The organism is Paenibacillus ilasis, from assembly GCF_043195395.1.
Taxonomy (GTDB): domain Bacteria; phylum Bacillota; class Bacilli; order Paenibacillales; family Paenibacillaceae; genus Paenibacillus_AQ; species Paenibacillus_AQ lautus.
This window is the reverse complement of sequence record NZ_JBHDJG010000001.1, coordinates 2,729,048-2,746,260: the sequence shown is the minus strand read 5'-3', so window position 1 is coordinate 2,746,260 and position 17,213 is coordinate 2,729,048. Positions and strand designations below refer to the sequence as shown.

15 protein-coding genes are annotated in these 17,213 nt (G+C 41.7%); 6 read left to right on the top strand and 9 right to left on the bottom strand.

The genetic code is table 11. The annotated features are described in order from the left end of the window. Nucleotides 1-172 precede the first annotated feature (172 nt). The 6 genes from ACETK5_RS12585 (at nucleotide 173) to ACETK5_RS12560 (ending at nucleotide 7,206) form a co-directional block, all read left to right on the top strand. Complete coding sequence (locus ACETK5_RS12585; protein WP_326120595.1) at nucleotides 173-988, top strand: MerR family transcriptional regulator; 816 nt, start codon at nucleotides 173-175, stop codon at nucleotides 986-988. A gap of 69 nt (nucleotides 989-1,057) precedes the next feature. Then, entirely contained in the window at nucleotides 1,058-1,741 is a 684-nt protein-coding gene (locus ACETK5_RS12580) for a DUF554 domain-containing protein (RefSeq protein WP_100537070.1), read from the top strand. Between the two features lie 208 nt (nucleotides 1,742-1,949). Continuing rightward, entirely contained in the window at nucleotides 1,950-3,623 is a 1,674-nt protein-coding gene (locus ACETK5_RS12575; protein WP_394055956.1) for a ribonuclease J, read from the top strand. Between the two features lie 275 nt (nucleotides 3,624-3,898). Continuing rightward, nucleotides 3,899-4,849 carry a carbohydrate ABC transporter permease gene (locus ACETK5_RS12570; RefSeq protein WP_394055955.1) on the top strand — a complete coding sequence of 317 codons (951 nt, stop codon included), beginning with the start codon at nucleotides 3,899-3,901 and terminating at the stop codon, nucleotides 4,847-4,849. Between the two features lie 67 nt (nucleotides 4,850-4,916). Next, nucleotides 4,917-5,786 carry a carbohydrate ABC transporter permease gene (locus ACETK5_RS12565; RefSeq protein ID WP_071220686.1) on the top strand — a complete coding sequence of 290 codons (870 nt, stop codon included), beginning with the start codon at nucleotides 4,917-4,919 and terminating at the stop codon, nucleotides 5,784-5,786. A 40-nt stretch (nucleotides 5,787-5,826) separates the two neighbouring features. After that, nucleotides 5,827-7,206 carry an extracellular solute-binding protein gene (locus ACETK5_RS12560; RefSeq protein WP_100537073.1) on the top strand — a complete coding sequence of 460 codons (1,380 nt, stop codon included), beginning with the start codon at nucleotides 5,827-5,829 and terminating at the stop codon, nucleotides 7,204-7,206. A gap of 637 nt (nucleotides 7,207-7,843) precedes the next feature. On the opposite strand, the gene ACETK5_RS12555 is transcribed toward ACETK5_RS12560, so the two are convergent. The 9 genes from ACETK5_RS12555 to ACETK5_RS12515 all read right to left on the bottom strand — a co-directional run bounded on the left by ACETK5_RS12555 (nucleotide 7,844) and on the right by ACETK5_RS12515 (nucleotide 16,979). Then, nucleotides 7,844-8,569, bottom strand: coding sequence for a serine hydrolase domain-containing protein (locus ACETK5_RS12555; protein ID WP_394055953.1), 726 nt, complete (start codon nucleotides 8,567-8,569; stop codon nucleotides 7,844-7,846). Between the two features lie 634 nt (nucleotides 8,570-9,203). Beyond that, nucleotides 9,204-10,319 carry an aminopeptidase gene (locus ACETK5_RS12550; RefSeq protein WP_394055951.1) on the bottom strand — a complete coding sequence of 372 codons (1,116 nt, stop codon included), beginning with the start codon at nucleotides 10,317-10,319 and terminating at the stop codon, nucleotides 9,204-9,206. 308 nt (nucleotides 10,320-10,627) lie between these two features. Then, the gene (locus ACETK5_RS12545; RefSeq protein WP_394055949.1) at nucleotides 10,628-11,062 is read right to left on the bottom strand and encodes a GNAT family N-acetyltransferase; all 435 of its coding nucleotides are present in this window, start codon (nucleotides 11,060-11,062) and stop codon (nucleotides 10,628-10,630) included. 187 nt (nucleotides 11,063-11,249) lie between these two features. Then, the gene (locus tag ACETK5_RS12540; protein WP_394055947.1) at nucleotides 11,250-12,080 is read right to left on the bottom strand and encodes a methyltransferase domain-containing protein; all 831 of its coding nucleotides are present in this window, start codon (nucleotides 12,078-12,080) and stop codon (nucleotides 11,250-11,252) included. A 687-nt stretch (nucleotides 12,081-12,767) separates the two neighbouring features. Then, the gene (locus ACETK5_RS12535; RefSeq protein WP_394055945.1) at nucleotides 12,768-13,310 is read right to left on the bottom strand and encodes a DUF4367 domain-containing protein; all 543 of its coding nucleotides are present in this window, start codon (nucleotides 13,308-13,310) and stop codon (nucleotides 12,768-12,770) included. 264 nt (nucleotides 13,311-13,574) lie between these two features. Further along, nucleotides 13,575-14,036 (bottom strand): GNAT family N-acetyltransferase, encoded by a 462-nt coding sequence (locus ACETK5_RS12530; protein WP_036663019.1) that lies wholly within the window; start codon nucleotides 14,034-14,036, stop codon nucleotides 13,575-13,577. 192 nt (nucleotides 14,037-14,228) lie between these two features. Beyond that, a complete protein-coding gene (gene cysK, locus ACETK5_RS12525; protein ID WP_394057420.1) occupies nucleotides 14,229-15,167 on the bottom strand; it encodes a cysteine synthase A in 939 nt (312 codons plus the stop codon). 505 nt (nucleotides 15,168-15,672) lie between these two features. Continuing rightward, nucleotides 15,673-16,416: a GNAT family N-acetyltransferase gene (locus tag ACETK5_RS12520; RefSeq protein WP_394055943.1), complete on the bottom strand. Its 744-nt coding sequence runs from the start codon at nucleotides 16,414-16,416 to the stop codon at nucleotides 15,673-15,675. Nucleotides 16,417-16,472: 56 nt separating this feature from the next. Continuing rightward, complete coding sequence (locus tag ACETK5_RS12515; protein WP_394055942.1) at nucleotides 16,473-16,979, bottom strand: chloramphenicol phosphotransferase CPT family protein; 507 nt, start codon at nucleotides 16,977-16,979, stop codon at nucleotides 16,473-16,475. Nucleotides 16,980-17,213: the final 234 nt, after the last annotated feature.

Genomic DNA, 17,213 nt, shown 5'->3' with positions numbered 1-17,213 from the left:
CAGAAGACTGCCGATGGTTCGGCGGTCTTTTTGTTTTATTCACACGCAGTATAATGAAGGATGATCGTAATCTAGCTGATAAACATTGGATTGTAATTTTGTTGACATATCCCATCATTTTATTGTGCAAATTGAACGAAGCGTATAGGCTATTAAGGAGAGGAGAGATGATATGTTTACGATCGGTGAAATATCCAAGCTTTTTCAGATCGATATTCGCACCCTCCGGTATTACGACGATATTGATTTATTTAAACCGGCATCCGTGGATCATCTGACCAGTTACCGTTATTATGCGGTCGATCAATTCGAGCAGCTGAACACCATTCTGTATCTCAAAGCGCTTGGCATTCCTTTAAAAGACATTAAGCTTTTTCTGGATGATCGGGAGATTGAACATATATTAACCCTGCTCAAGGAGCAGCAGCGCAGAACTGAGGAGAAAATTGAGGAATATCAAAGAATCCAGGCGAAGATTAAAAGCCGAATCGATCAGATTGAAGATGCCTCGAATAAGGAAGAACTCTACAAAATTCGGGAAGTAGAGCTTCCCGAGAGAGTGATGGTGTTGCTGAAACAGAACATACATAAAAGCGACAATCTGGATATGCCGATCCGATTATTGGAGAACAGCACGAAGATGAAGTCCACCATTTTCCTTGGCAAAGTAGGATTATCGATCTCGATCGATCGTTTAATGCAAAGCAAATTTGATGAATACGATTCTATTTTTGTGATTGTCGAGCAGGAAAGTGCGCGCAGCAGCTCCGAAGTCGAAGAGAAGAGATGGCCGGAAGGCACCTACATCACGATTCGGTTTGGAGGGACACACGAAGATGCAGCGCCTTATTACAGAAAGCTCCTGGATTATATCGAGGAAAAAGGATACAGCCTGATTGAGGATGCGCTTGAGATCACGTACATTGATTATGGGCTTACCGGTGATCCCTCACAATTCGTAACCGAAATTCAAATGCTCGCTAAATAAACGATTGACCCTCCAGCTGCTGGAGGGTTTATTCTTTGTATCAAAACATATTAGTAGGAGAGAACGACTGTGATAGGAACCATTGTAAACGTAACAACCATTGTTGTAGGCAGCACGATTGGAAATGTATTTAAAAAGGGAATGAGCGAGACCTATCAGGACATCCTGATGCAGGCGATGGGTTTGGCCGTTATGGCACTCGGTGTGCATTCGATCGTGAAGTATATGCCCGATAGTCATTATCCCGTCTTATTCATCGTAAGTCTCGCCATAGGTGGTCTTATCGGGGAGAAGCTGAATCTGGAGCAGGGATTTAAAAAAGCGGTTTCGAGGTTTACCAAGGGAAATTTGGCTGAAGGATTATCAACGGCCATTCTGTTGTTCTGTATAGGAACACTGTCTATTATCGGACCGATCGAGAGCGCTTTGAACAATAATCATACCTATCTGTTCACCAATGCCATCCTGGATGGCGTGACGTCAATTGTACTGGCTTCAACCTTTGGCATTGGCATCGTTTTATCTGCCGTGGCCACATTTTGTTGGCAAGGGTTATTGTACGTTATAGCCGGCGCAGCCTCTGGCTTGATCACGACGGAGCTGTTAACCGAAATATCCATTATTGGCGCCATTTTAATATTTGCTTCAGGCTTAAACATTTTGGGCATACGGAACTTCAAAACCATGAATCTCACGCCGGCGCTGTTGATCCCCGTCGTATTCCTTACGGTTAAAAATCTGCTCGGTTTTTAACCTAAAACCCGGATTCATACCAGCATATCGAGATTACAAGGATAGCCCGCCTCGGATGGCGGGTTTTTTGCTGTATTCCGTACCACATACGCTGCATGAGCCATTGTTTACCTGGGTGCATAAGTTTTGTGACAATTTCAATAATATAGGAGAACCGACAGCATCTAAGAATTGGACTCGTGGATAGAGAGAAGGAGGCGTCATCGTTATGAATATAGCTGAACATAAACTGCTGGTCGCAGCTCTGGGCGGCGTTAATGAAATTGGAAAAAACATGTACTTCATTCAGTACGATCAAGATATCGTGGTCATTGATTGCGGCTCCAAATTTCCTGACGAAAACCTGCCCGGCATCGATTTGATTGTGCCTGACTTTACCTATTTGCTGGACCATGCGGATAAAGTCAGAGCTCTTATCGTCACCCATGGACATGAGGACCATATCGGAGGGATACCTTATTTACTGAAGCAGCTCCCGATCCCTGTATATGGGACGAAGCTCACGATGGAGCTGATTAAAATCAAGCTGAAAGAGCATCGCATTCTGCGTGAATCCGAGCTTCACACGATCGATGTAAATTCCACCATTCAAGCGGGTGCCATCCATGCCTCTTTCTTTTCGACCAGCCACAGCATCCCGGACTGCGTGGGCATCGTTTTTCAGACCCCGGAAGGCAATGTTGTCCACACAGGGGATTTTAAATTTGACATGTCTCCTGTGAAGGGGCCTTATCCGGATCTGCATCGAATGGCTGAAATCGGCAAGCAGGGGGTTAAGGTGTTATTGTCCGAAAGCACAAACGCCGAGAGACCGGGATTTACACCTTCGGAACGTCTCGTTGGCGGACACATCCTGGAAGCATTTGCGCAGGCCAAACAGCAGGTATTCATCTCAACGTTTGCTTCCAACGTGAACCGTGTTCAGCAGATCATCGATGCCGCCGCTGAAACAGGACGAAAACTAATTCTGCTCGGCCGCAGCATGGTCAATGTCGTTACCGTTTCCAAGGAACATGGCTATTTAAACATCCCCGATGACTTACTGATTGATGCAGGCGACAGCGAGCGCTATCCATCAGACAAAATCGCTGTGCTATGCACGGGGAGTCAAGGCGAGCCCATGGCAGCATTATCGCGATTAGCCAACTCCAAGCATCCCCATATCGAGATTTTACCTGGCGATACCGTCATCATTGCTGCAGGAGCTATACCGGGAAATGAAAGGAACCTTGCTCATGTGATCGATAATTTGTATGTGCTGGGTGCCCAGGTCATCTATGGGTCCGGCTCAGCTTCAGGGATGCACGTATCCGGTCATGGCAGCCAAGAAGAATTGAAATTAATGCTCACCTTGATGAAACCGGACTATTTGATTCCTGTTCATGGTGAATTCCGAATGCTGTATCAGCACCGGCAGCTGGCGGATTCCGTGGGGATCCCTAATGAAAATGTGTTCATCATCCAGAATGGCGACACGATACAAATCCAGCAGGGCATGGCATCCTTAGGTCCCAAAATCCCTTCAGGCAACAGCCTGGTGGACGGATTGATGATCGGAAACGTAGGCAATATCGTTTTGCGGGACCGTAGACAGCTGTCCTCCGACGGGATGCTCATTATCGTAACCACGCTCAGCAAAACGGAAAAGCAGATCGTGGCCAAGCCCGAGCTCATATCCAGAGGTTTCATCTTCGTGAAAGACTCGGAGGAATTCATGGGTCAAATCCACGATATCGTCACGTCTTCAATGAAGGATTTAACGGAAACCGGGTCTACCCAATGGAATCTGATCAAGCAGACCTTGAAAGATCATGTCGGCAAATTCATATACAGCGAGACCAAGAGAAGGCCGATGATTCTGCCCATCATTATCGAAGTATAAGCCCCTTTGCATATATAAAGCACAGCCTTAAATAGGCTGTGCTTTTATTTGTGCGTCGATATAGGGTTCAAAACTAGGCATACACCCGGATGTGGGCAGCTGCATACACTGCCGATAAAGGAATCACTGAAGGTGTTGTTCTTCCATTCATGTCTGTGAAAAAAAGAATAACACATAATCCGGATTCGTCCACATAACCATTTACAGAATGGACATGAACGTCTTGTCCGATTACCGGAAGGGATCCGGCTATTAATGAAAGGAGGAGGATCGGTTTGTCATCCACCCCAGAAGGGAAATGGACTGCGGAACATGGAAAATGGTCTAAACGAAAGTTCAGATTTACGCGTAATGACTGGATGGGTTATCTATTCAGCGCCCCTCTGATCATCGGAGTCATCGTATTTGCCATTTATCCCATGTTCGCCGCACTGTTTATGAGTTTTCATCAGACATCCGGGCTCAATTTATCCGGCACCTGGGTGGGCCTGAGCAACTACCGTTACGCATTAGAAGATTCCTTATTTTGGCAAGCGCTTTCAAATACGTTTGTCATGGGGATTTGGTCTGTACTGCTTGGAATCGCACTATCGTTTGTTTTGGCGAGCCTGATTAATAATCTGAAATGGCATCTGGGACGCAATTTTTTCAAAGCGGTATATTTTCTGCCCAATGTTGTATCCGGCGTTGCTACAAGCCTGTTGTTCTCCTTCTTGTTTTTTCCGTCCAAGGAAGGGCTGATCAACTTTGTGATTGGTTTGTTTGGCATCGATCCTGTCGGCTGGTTCACGAACCCGGAAGTGGCGCGTTACAGTATCGTGCTTATGAGCTTGTGGGGCGCCCTTGGGTATAACACCATTATTTTTCTGGCCGGTTTGCAAAGCGTCCCGCGGGATCTCTATGAGGCAGCCGAAGTGGATGGGGCCGGCACCTATCGGAAATGGTGGTATATTACGATTCCATACTTGCGTCCGATCTTCGTGTTCATGCTTATCATGGGAACCATCGGCGGAATGAAGCGCTTTACGGATGTATGGTTAATCGGTGGAACCGCAGGTAATCCCGGTGGAAGCTTGATGACCGTGGTGCTGTATATTTACCGAAACGCGTTCCTCTCATCGCAGATGGGGCTGGCCACGGCCGTATCTTATCTGTTATTCGTCATCATACTCATCCTAACCGTGTTCCTCATGCTGCTCAACCGCCGCAAAGACAGTTTGGACTAATGCCATAATCCATTATCCATTTCCGGGTCCGTAGGGGAACCTTATTCCAGAAGACAGGAGGGTAACTATGAGCAGTTCAGCCTTGCCCAAGGAGCCTGTGCGCCGTAAACGAATCACACTTCAACAGCTGATACTAACGCTGGTTCTGTTGGTAGGTTCATTCATCATGATTGTGCCATTTTTATGGATGCTGGTCACGAGCTTCGATTGGGCTGCACGATTAAATATTTCATTCCCGCCGAAAATATGGCCGGAGGAGCCTTCGATCCGAACATATGAAGCCGCGTTCACCAACATTAATATGTTTCGATATATCGGCAACTCCACGCTTGTAAGCGCAGGGGTCATTATCATCAGCTCGTTGTCCGCACTCTTATCGGGTTATGCCTTATCCAAGCTCCGCTTCAAAGGAGCAAACTTTGTCCTGCTACTAGCGCTAAGCACAATGATGATTCCATTCGAAATGACGATGATTCCGCAGTATTTGCTGTTCAGTAAACTCGGACTGGTCGACAACTATCTGGCTTTTTATTTGCCGGCGATGAACTATGCGTTCGGTACCTTTTTAGCCAAAGCATTCTTTGATCAATTACCCAGCAGTTTAAGGGAAGCTGCGGTTCTGGATGGCGCCAAGGAAATCACCGTATTCAGCCGGGTTTATTTGCCGCTGTGTACGCCCATTATCGCCACCATGGTCATTCTGCTGTTCTTAGGCGTATGGAACGATATGCTGTGGCCGCTGCTGATCTTGAAATCGGCTGCCAAGTACACGATCCAGATTGGATTGGCCATGTTTACGTATAACAACGGAATTAACCAGCAGCCATCCATCATTATGGCAGCAACGACTACGAGCCTCATTCCGGTTATCGTCGTGTATATGTTCCTGCAGCGTTATATTATCGAAAGCATTGCGCTGTCCGGTATCAAGCAGTAATTCAGAATTGAAGCTAAATTTATGCGGGGGTGTTGATGTGATGAAAAAAGCGGTGCTGCTTATTCTGTCATTCGTGCTGGTGTTTACATTGGCCGCTTGTTCAGGCAGTTCGGGAAAAGATGTGACAGGCGGCGTTACGATTGAAAAGGTATCGGATATGGAAGGAACGGTCCGCGTTGCACTGGCAGGCTGGCAGCTGGATAACGGAATTGATGCGCTGACAGGCAACCCGACCGTCGGACTCAACGAATATTTGGATAAAACGTTCAAAAAAATGTATCCCAACATCAAACTGGAGGTTTATCAAATCCCTTGGGAGAACGTAAAAGCCAAACAAACGGCCATGCTGCTCTCCGGCGATGCGGATGTCTTGTATACCGGTGGAGCCTTCGCATCACAATGGTACCAGGAAGGGCTGCTGCGTGACCTGGACGACTTGATCGAAAAAGATACTTCGTTTGACCCGAGCATTTATCTGGAAGGCATTATGAACAACTCCTACAGCACCAAGTCGCCTGACGGAAGCAAGCAGTTTGGCATTCCTGCCGTTCTTGGCCGCCGGATGACGATTTATGATAAGAAGCTCTTCGAAGACTGGGGCGTTGAAACACTCTCGGCACAGCCGGGACCGGATGAAATTCTGGAGAAAGCCAAACAAATGACCGGCAAAAACCCGAAAACCGGTGAAGACAATTTCGGACTGTATTGGAGCGGCAACTCGTTAAACGGATCCACCTTTGTGGCGTTAACCCTTGCTTATGGCGCCAAAGGAGCGGAAGGATCGCTGAAGGATATCAAGAACATCAAATGGCACCTGAATTCTCCGGAAATGGTCAAAGTGCTGGAATGGCTGAAAGAAGCCGCACAACTGCCGCCGGCAGGTTTCGTAAATGCCCAAGGAGCTGAGAATTTCGGTCTGGAGAAGAACAATATCGCCATCGCCCTTGATTCCACCGGCGGCTCAACAATGAGTGAATACCGGTCGAAGCAGAACAAAGAGCTGCTGGACCGTTTTGAACCTGTGCTGAACATGGGGCCTAAGGGCGAAGGCTGGGTGGCGGTTGACCCGTTCATCATGGCAAAGAATGCTAAAGATGTGGATGCATCATGGGAAGTATTAAAGTTCTTAACCAGCTACATGACGCAAAAATATATGTATGAGAACTTCTCCAGTACCCCGACACTTAAAAACGCTGATTTCGTAACACCGGAAGACAAGTTTGTGAAAAAAGCACTCGAAATCGCAGATGTTGGCCACTCGGAGCTTATGGATGAAGCCAATCCGTTCTATATGAGCGATATCGCTCCAGCCATAAACGGATTTATAAGCCAGGCTGCATCCGGAAATGCACCGGATATTCAGAAGTTTCTGGATGATCTGCAGGCTCGTGCTGAGAAATGGTCGGCAAATCTGAAGTAAATCAGGAGGGGACTGCACAGGGTGCGCATTGGCGTGGTTGGAACGTTTAGTAACACGGTATCGCGAGTTTACCCGTATGAACAGACTGTAGAAATCTAAGGAAGTTCCTATCCCTGCAGAGACAGGCCTAATCATGATGATTATATGAGTCAAACAACACAATATATTCCAATATTATGTAAAACGTGCATTATCCCGATAATGTCCGAAAAAAAACCGACCGATATGGCCGGTTTTTTTGTGATTATGCTGACCAATTCCAGATTAGGCCATCATGGATTTCAGTACATAAAGTGGATAATGAAACCACTAATAAAATTACATTAAATGGTAAATAATAAGAATGTAGAAGGGAGGCAATGCGAAAAATAATACCGATCATCATTACAACAAAAAGGAAGCGCTATGAATTGATTATGATGCTCGGGATGATCAATTGAAGTTATGATTAACTACGAAGTGAAAATGTTTAAACCGACCGACGCGACGATCATCGATGATTGATATTGGTTTAAGCCAGAATTCAAAAGAAATTTAAATGAGACTTAACGAATGAACTAAATTCGAAAGATAAGAAATTAAAAACAAAACGAATGGCGTGATTAAAAACGAAAGAGAAACGATAAATATGTAAATGTTAATAATGAAGAAATAAGCAGTAAATCAGAAAAATCATGTTCAGAAAACCTTCTAAGGAGTTTTTCCTTAGCTCTGTTTCACAAAACTCGTATTTTGTACATATGTCATTACACCTTGCGCTTACATAAAGATTACGATCACTACCTTTGGGGTAGCTATTAGGATCGTTTATATCACAAACTAAAGATTCTTTACCTGCTTTACCTGCTGTTCTCCACTCGGTCTCCGTTATACCCAACGGTTCAAACACTCGCTTGTTTATTAGTTCAGCTACAGTTTTTCCGGTTGCATTTTTGATAATTGCTGCTAGTATTTCAGGTCTTTTTCCTTCAAAAGACGTACCTGCTTCAAATCTACGTAGTACACCGTCTCCTTGAAATTGCAAACCCATTGTCCTTGTAACTAAGTGTCTAATTGTTGTGTTATTTAGAATGCTACTATCATAAGTCATTAAATAATTTCTTATTGGCTCATCGAGACTTTTTATTGCGCCATCATGTATAGCAATAGCAGCTGCTAGACCTGCATATGTAACCCTTGTTGAATAAACATTAAATTGAGAAAACACATCCACCTTTCTGGCACCCTTATGGAAATGATGATATCCAGAATACCACTCATGAAGGATTTTGTTGTCTTTCATAACGCATATTGCAGCAGCCGAAGCAGCAATGCGATCTTTAATTTCATTTGTATATTGATTCAAGTCATTAAAGTAATCCATTTGCTACACCTCATTTCACAGAATATTCGTTCGTATATAATGATAATGATTTCGCTTAATTTTAGGATCTGCCCTTAGCTTTAAAAAAGGAGCGTATTCGGCTCTAACTGTTTTTATTCAACTAACATGCCGTTGCTGAAAATTGGAGCAGCTGCTAACCGGCAAACTGCTCCATGAATGTTTTAAACTAACGTTCTCCATTAGTTCAATATTTCATTTTCCCGATTTGGCTACCTCAATCATATCCTTCTTGCACAATTAGGTGCTATCCTTCTCAAAATAAGTACCATCTTGTACCCATCGTATAAATCCGCCAATCGTGTTATTCGACCCAGGGATAAACCGTGCTTCCATTCCGCTAATTTTAATAATTTCACAACTTGTATTAAATTTGAAATATTCTTCGACAATTGTCCTTGTAGTTGTGTTATTACGGTCATCAATATCTATTTTTCCTTTCTGCCCGAAGCGTGATTATTGTGTTATTTGAAGTCTGGCTTCCTGAATCATCTCTTATATGATCTTATTCATTGGTAGAGTGCATAGAAATCTTTTAACACCAGGGTATTTCTCCCCCAAACTCATGATTTCAAATCCAGTTTTTTTAAAGGATGTAAATTTGAAGTCAATATCATCACTTTAAGTTTTCAGGGTTTAATCCTTTTAAAATATCAGGAATAAACAGTCCATCTTTGCGGATTAATATATCATCAAACCATATCTCTCCACCGCCATATTCAGGCCTTTGGATATTAACAATATCCCAGTGAAGCTCGGACCAATTTTCATTTCCAGGTGAACTAACTGGAACACATCCAGGTGTAAAGTGAAAGCTTCCCCATATTTTTTCATCAAATAAAGTATCTTTCATAACATTCTCAATATATGGATTAAGTCCAATTCCAAATTCACCAAAATACCTCGATCCTTGATCCGTATTCAATAATTTATTAATTCTTTCTGAATCATTTCCGGTAGCATGTATAATTTTGCCGTCCTTAATTTCAAAACGAATGTTCTCGTAAGTGAATCCCTCTTTTAAAGAAGGTGTATTATACGAGATAACTCCGTTGACTGAATCCTTAACTGGCATCGTATAAACTTCACCATCTGGAAGGTTCATAATTCCTGCATCTTTAAAACAAGGCATGCCTTTAATCGAAAATGTTAGTTCAGTTCCTTCTCCTATAATTTTAACTTTGTCTGTTTGCTCCATTAACTCAATTAGATTATCCATAGCTCTATCCATTTTTGAATAGTCTAGATTGCACACATTAAAATATAAATCCTCAAAATCCTCCGTTGACATGTTCGCCTGCTGTGCCATGGCATGATTCGGGTAACGAAGAATACACCACTTTGTATTGTTGTATCGTCTGCCATTGATCGGTTGAGAGTAATACTTCCTGTACAACGCCATTTTTTCAGGAGATATACCACTTAATTCACTCATATTCTCCCCAGCTCTAATAAGTATATAGGCTTGCATATCGTTTACTCGATTTAGTTCGTAAGATGCCATTGCTTTTAATTGTTCCTCAGTACAGCCGATTAATATCTCTCTTAATATCTCATGATTATTTATTAATAGAAATGGAACTCCACCGACGAGATAAGCTTGTCTTACCAATTCTTTGGCCAAGGGAATTTCCAAACCATCAACCTCAATTAATATTTTTTCCCCACGTTGTAGCTTCACCGAATATTGAATAAGATTTTTAGCGAGTTGTTCCATTCTAGGATCTTTCATTGTTAGTCTCCTTCATAAATTCATTATATTTATTGTTCATATTATTGCTGATAGTATTTGGATACATGTAGATGTTTATCATACAATAATTTCGTCTAACGTTAGGGCATTCACGAACCCTCACTGGCTTAAGCAGCCGGTCGATCGAGCGCAATGATCGGCCTACTGGGTCGAAGACTTAGCCAGTGCAGGGTTGTCCCTGAGTATGCTCCCCTGCTTCCACCTCGGGAGACCGATACGTGAATACGTTGTTATCAGATGTCCTTACCATCTTCGAAATTGCTGAGAGCACTTTAGTATTTAACAAATCAGATTCGTTTAATAAATCCACGCTTATTTCCCTCATATCCAATTGATTCATAAAATCTATGGGCTTGTTCACGATTTTTACTAGAAGCTAAGATTATATAAGAGCATAGGTTTTCCATAGCAAAATCCTCGAGTGCATTCATGAGTTTCTTACCAATTCCACTTCCCTGGTACACAGATGAAACAACTACATTTTCTACAAGCAAGTATGGCTGACACTCACCTACAATATCTGGACAAACAATTCCCATGGCTGTTCCAACTACCTTTTCCTCTAAACATGCTACTGCAACATAGTAGTTTGGTTGCTTATGTAATAGGTCTAACTGATATTGGATCTTTTCAATGTTAGATCTCGTTCCAATAAACTCAACGAACAATTCAGACAACTCAAATGCGTCATCTTTTTTTGCCATTCTGACTTTTATGTCCACGCCTTCAGCTCCTATGGTTTATAATCTTGCAAGGATTTTCGATAACGTCTTATCTACGAACTTCGTAAATAATTCCATATGTAGAGTATTCGTGAGTTTATTAAACTATCCTGCCCGTTAGTTTAACAAAGGCAGCCGATCTCGTTAACGGCTGCCTACTTGTCTTTTATTAAACTAACGTCTCCCGTTAGTTGAACGTGGGTTTTGTACCACAGCCCAAAATGAAAGTCATCATAGCGTAAGCATCTTCGGAAGTATCTAATCTCTCGGATGATTCTCTAATTTGCTCGAACTCATCTTGCGACAAGATTCCTCTTTCAAAGAAGCCCTTGAAACGTTGAATGTTAAATTGTTTCCTGAACCCCTCGACACCGTGAATATCGCTATGTTGTAAAGTCGCATCTATGTCCACATCAAAAAAACCAGCTTCCCTTAACAATCGAGGAAGCATCCTTCCTAAATAGCGATTCCCACCCTTCGAAGCCTGTAAATCCGCAAGTTTCTTCACAATTGAATGTAAAGATTCAACAACGGGATGAATGACTCCGAAGATCCCATCGTCAATATCAATAATAGCGAGTTTTCCTCCAGGCTTTAACACGCGAAAAATTTCCTTTGCAGCTTCAACTGGGTGATGTAAATGCAAAAAGAGCAATCTTGCAACAGCGAAATCAAACGTATTGTCAGGGAGTCCTGTATCATAAACAGAGGCTTGCACAAAATTTAGTTTGGAATTTGAGACATTGGAAAGCATTTGTTTTGCTTTATCTTGTAGTAAGCTATCAATTTCAAGTGCTGTGACCCGACTTTGGGGCAGGTTATTAAGCAATTGTTCCGTATAGAACCCAGGACCACTCCCCAGCTCCAAAATATCCATACCATCTTTTAATCCATACCATTTCAGATTCCTATATTCTTTCTCCCATCCCATAGATGCTTGTGCTTTTAATCGGTCAACCTCTCGTTCTATTCCTAAGCTTGCATTTTGAATGTTGTATGTAGAGTTTCTCGTCTGCATTGCGTCACACCACTCTCCTTTCCAGTTTCCTTATTTTAGCATAGGGACTCAACTTGCAACTATTCCGCAGGGTTATTCAATTATCCTGCCCGTTAGTTGAACAAAAGCAGCCGATCACATTGATCTGCTGCCTTCTTGTTTTTATTGACTTATCGTGTCCCGTTAGTTCAATGAATGATTAACAACATGAAAACCACTCACTTTGTATCCGTCAAAATTAGCTTTAAAAGTAATTTGAACTATATCCGAGAAAGAATTTGTAGTAACTCGTCCCTCTAGTATGAACTCATGTTGAGGATAAGAGTTCGATTTCCTCAAAGGTAAGATATGCTGTCTATCGATGAAAAAGTTACTAGCATACTCTTTCCTAAGTACGTCCATGATCTTTGGACGAAGTTCAAAAATAAGAACTTCTTCCAAGCTCTTATGTTGAATGTCGACATTATTCATAGTTGGCGAATCAACGCTGTATGCATCAACACTATCCAATATTGTAAAGTTGATTACCCCTATGAGCCAAATCAAAATAATACATCTCCACCACATGAGAAATATCCTCCATTATTTTTGGCTATATTGCCCATACAGTTATCAAACTATACTGCGCGTTAACGTAAAGAAGCTGCCGATCAGCACCGGCAGCTTCTTCCTAGTCGGTTATTTAACTATCGTGTCCCGTTAGTTGAATCAATTAAATGATTTCGCCAGTTCGATCATCTTTTCCTTAGATAAGTTGCCGCTGTCCATTTCTAAGTAAGTACCATCTTGAATCCACCGTAAGTATCCTCCAGGTTTATGATTAGCCCAAGGAACATATCTTGCTTCCACTTCATTTAGATCTATTTTCTCTCCACTTAGATCAAATTTAAAATCCTCTACTATAGTTCGGTTTTTACTACTTTTATTTTGCATGTCAATAATAGTTACTTCCCGTTTGATAGTGTAATCATAAGCTTTATGCTCTTCTATTCCAAATAGGTAAGTTTGTCCCGTTTTATCAAAGTAATGCAGTCTAACTTTTGTAACTTGGGACTTAAGAGGAAAAGGATACGGCTCTTTAATTTCTAGCTTATATTCATCCAAAGAAGGAGCAAGCAATTTAAAATCTGTGGCATCTTGTAGCTTCTCCAAGTTCATCACGGATGAATTTTCGCCCGATACTATTACAAGTTCATTAGAACCCACGTATAGGATTATAATTGCGATGAATGAAAGAATGAGTTTAAACATGATATCCCTCCATACTTTTTGGGATATTATGCCCATTGTAAATTGAACTATACTGCCCGTTAGCTTAATGAGATTGCATGGAAATATAGTTAGATACTTATCTAATCGGCAATCGGAACAAGTTCTTGTCCTCGACTCGGGACAAGAACTTGTTCCGATAAAACAAAAAAGCCGCTAAATTAGCGACTTTCTATGGGACCATGTTCTAGTCCCTCGACAATTGGCGTGTTTGCTACGATCAATCGATTTATCACTCTCCTTTTTTTATATTTCCTTCTCGAAGAACACGACATTCATGTCACCGAATTTCTTTTGGGTATACTCTCGATATCCATTCTTCTTGAAAAGTAATATTGCTGGCTCCTGATTAGTGGTTGTATCCAAAATAATTCTTCCAAATCCCTTTTGCTTGGCCGACTTCTCTAACGCAGTCAATATATCTTGACCATATCCTCGCCTTTGATAAGCACTATCTACTCTTATTCTCTTAACTTCTGCGGTCAAATAATCTCGTTTACGGTATGCGCCCATGCATACGATCATGCTATCATGTATTCCAACCAAGAAATCACCATCATTGTCAATATATGTTGTCAAAATGTTTTGCATATCCTTATCCATACTCGGGTCACCGATGCTTGCATTGTGCTGTCTAAGTCCTTCAATGTGCAAATGCATTACTCGTTCATGATCGGTTTCTCGATATTTTCGAATTGCTAACTCCATCACTTCACCGCCCAAATTGGTTTTGCCATGCTTTCAGATAACGTTCTTGTATTCACGACGCCCCACCACCCTAAAGGAGCGAAGTGACTGGCCGCGATGCGGTTGGGTGGTGCGGGTGTGTCCGGCAGATTCCGCTTCCTTGCTACTGTAATTGCCTCCTTGAAACCTCTTCTAGCTGCTCTGTTCTATGGCTTATGCTTCTGGAAAGAGAGCATTTATTGAGAGATATCGCTCGCCTGTATCTGGAAGTAGTATAACAATTTTTTTATCTTTATTTTCTGGTCTTCTAGCAGTTTGTAATGCAACAAATGCGGCAGCACCCGAGGAAATCCCTACCAGTAATCCTTCGCTTTTCGCTAACTGCCTTGTAGTTTCAAAGGCATCTTCATTTTTTACTTGAATAATCTCATCTACTACTGATCTATTAAAATTATCTGGTACGAATCCTGCTCCGATTCCTTGGATCTTATGTACTCCTTTGTTTCCTCCAGAGAGAACCGGCGAATCAAAGGGTTCAACTGCAATAATCCTTACTGTAGGCTTTCTTGCCTTTAGTACTTCTCCAACTCCAGAAATTGTTCCTCCTGTGCCAACACCACCGATGAATATATCAATGTCTCCATCTGTATCTCTCCAGATTTCTTCAGCAGTTGTTTTCTTATGTATTTCTGGGTTAGCTGGATTATTAAATTGCTGAGGTATATATGAATTAGGAATTGTAGCAGCTATCTCTTCGGCCTTCTTGATTGCACCGGACATGCCTTCCTGGGCAGGGGTTAGAATTAATTCTGCACCTAAAGCAGTTAAAAGCTTTCTACGTTCGACACTAAAACTCTCAGGAAGAGTAATCATTAATCTATATCCTAAAGCTGCTGCAGCAAAGGCAAGACCCACGCCAGTGTTCCCACTGGTAGGTTCTATTATTACTGAATCCTTATTTATATATCCTTTTTCTTTAGCGTCTTTAATCATAGCGAATCCAATTCTGTCTTTAACACTTCCAGCAGGATTAAAGTACTCCAATTTAGCAATGATTTTTGTCTCAAGTTGATGCTTCAGCGAAAAGTTGGTTAGCTCTAATAATGGGGTATTACCTATAAGATCTGTAAGGTTCTTTGCAATTCTAGACAAAGTTATCCCTCCGCCAATGTCAATTCCAACTGAATTAGTTGGCTTTATGGTTTTAACATAACACTTATGGAAAATAAATACAACAATAACTTCAGCCCCATGGACGGGGCGATTGATTAGCTTCCACAATGGTATTCTGGGCCGATCTTTCATATAACGTCTTATCTACGAACTTCGTAAATAATTCCATATGTAGAGTATTCGTGAATTTATTGAACTATCCTGCCCGTTAGTTTAATAAAAGGGCGTCTGCAGCCGTCTATGAAATCATATCGGGAATGTAACCATGTTCTTGTCATCAGTCGGGAATGTTATCAAGTTCTTGTCATTGTGTTTTGACAAGAACTTGATAACATAAATATAAAAAGCCGCATTATCAGCGGCTTCTAATGTTACTATGTTTTTGTCACCCGACATTAGATCAAACATTACTTCAAGCTTAGAATCGTCGGATTCTCTGGAGAGGCTCCATGATATGCTTTAGGGGACATTTCTTGTGATACGATTATTGTTCAAGTCCTTCAAAATTGCATCGCCAATCAGACACCCATGCGGGAAAATAATTTAATCGGTGAGCTACTCTCTGTGAAGCAATGTTACTTGCAATTACGTCATAACTCGGTATTTCTCCACGTTCCAATATTTCAAAAGTTAACCTGTTTACAAGATAACTAGCCAATCCCAAATTACGATATTTGGGTAATACTTCTATGCCAATTTGCCACAGTTTTGTACAGGTTTTGCTTGCTCCTGCCACACCAACAATTTCCCCATCTTGCTTTGCAAGCACTGCTAGATCAGTCTGCCAGGGAAGATTCGTATCATATATAATAGCTTCATTGAATCTTGTAACATCAAATAAACTGACCACTTCTTCTCGCTTAATCAGTTCAAATGAAAAAAAATTCGGCGGTGACATTGGTTTAATTCTTTTTACATCAGGCAGAAAATGCAAGTAAAGACCTCTGATAAATGGTAAGGAGAATATGGTATCCCTGGTTTTTCCCTGCATCTGTGTTTTGGCAATAAACAACCGTTCAGGTGTAGCCGACACTACAATTGATTTTCCCATAGAAAGGATCTCGAAATAACTTGCCTTCCTTGGAAACGGTCTGCATCCTGGATTTTCTTTAGCTTCAACAAAAATAATGCTATCCTTTTCGCCGTTCAGGTCATCGATAGAGCAATTCAGGTCAATAGCAAGTTGTGATTGCACAATGAACAGCATTTCTTTTTGTGTCATAATCATCGTTACCCTTCCTTTCGCTTCTGCAACGCAATTCTTCTCTAAAGATTCAGATTCATTTATCCATACTTCTGCTTAGGCCACACTGATGGGAAATCTTTTTCTTGTACCCTCTGTACTATTCTTTCAACACAATTTTCTAGTCCATTGGTAAAGGTATCAACTTCAATATCGTAAGTCTCTTCCTTATGTACAAAGTCCAATTGTGATTTGGATAATCCTATTCTGCGGTCCCCTCTTTCTTTTTCTCGACGTTCAAGCTCTGTTGCTGGACAATGAACACCCACGAACAATATAGGATACCCGGATAGAATTGCTTTGCAATCCGTTCTTGTAAATTCGTCATGAATAACATGGTCAATAATTAGATTAACTGCTTTATCAGAAAACATGGCGATCGTTCGATGGAAAAAATATTCGGTTTCAACCGAAATGAGCCGATGATTGTCCCTGTCTTCCATTCGTTCAATGACAAGATCAAAATCGTCGATACTATAATGGTAATAATCAGGTAGCCGTTTAAGTAATTGTTTGGCTAGTGTTGTCTTCCCCGAGCTTGATACCATTCAGGAAAATAATATTTCCTCTTTTCATATGTCCCCCTCAGATTACATCATACTAAATGAATTACAAGATGAACGATAGCACTATCTCCTCCAGCAAATCACAGATTAAAGACTCGTTGAAGTACTGCACTCTCGTACCAGATGCGTGATCTTTGATAAAAGAAAGACCTATCCAGATTGTTGAATTTTTTTGCAGCCTATTTGCCCATAGTTGAAATATAAAGACAGCCGATC

Coding starts and splice junctions, on each gene's coding strand:
- ACETK5_RS12585 (WP_326120595.1), top strand. CDS start 173: ATGTTTACGATCGGTGAAATATCCAAGCTTTTTCAGATCGATATTCGC.
- ACETK5_RS12535 (WP_394055945.1), bottom strand. CDS start 13,310: ATGTTTAAACTCATTCTTTCATTCATCGCAATTATAATCCTATACGTG.
- ACETK5_RS12550 (WP_394055951.1), bottom strand. CDS start 10,319: ATGAAAGATCCTAGAATGGAACAACTCGCTAAAAATCTTATTCAATAT.
- ACETK5_RS12555 (WP_394055953.1), bottom strand. CDS start 8,569: ATGGATTACTTTAATGACTTGAATCAATATACAAATGAAATTAAAGAT.
- ACETK5_RS12520 (WP_394055943.1), bottom strand. CDS start 16,416: ATGATTATGACACAAAAAGAAATGCTGTTCATTGTGCAATCACAACTT.
- ACETK5_RS12515 (WP_394055942.1), bottom strand. CDS start 16,979: ATGGTATCAAGCTCGGGGAAGACAACACTAGCCAAACAATTACTTAAA.
- ACETK5_RS12530 (WP_036663019.1), bottom strand. CDS start 14,036: ATGGAGTTAGCAATTCGAAAATATCGAGAAACCGATCATGAACGAGTA.
- ACETK5_RS12565 (WP_071220686.1), top strand. CDS start 4,917: ATGAGCAGTTCAGCCTTGCCCAAGGAGCCTGTGCGCCGTAAACGAATC.
- ACETK5_RS12540 (WP_394055947.1), bottom strand. CDS start 12,080: ATGCAGACGAGAAACTCTACATACAACATTCAAAATGCAAGCTTAGGA.
- ACETK5_RS12575 (WP_394055956.1), top strand. CDS start 1,950: ATGAATATAGCTGAACATAAACTGCTGGTCGCAGCTCTGGGCGGCGTT.
- ACETK5_RS12560 (WP_100537073.1), top strand. CDS start 5,827: ATGAAAAAAGCGGTGCTGCTTATTCTGTCATTCGTGCTGGTGTTTACA.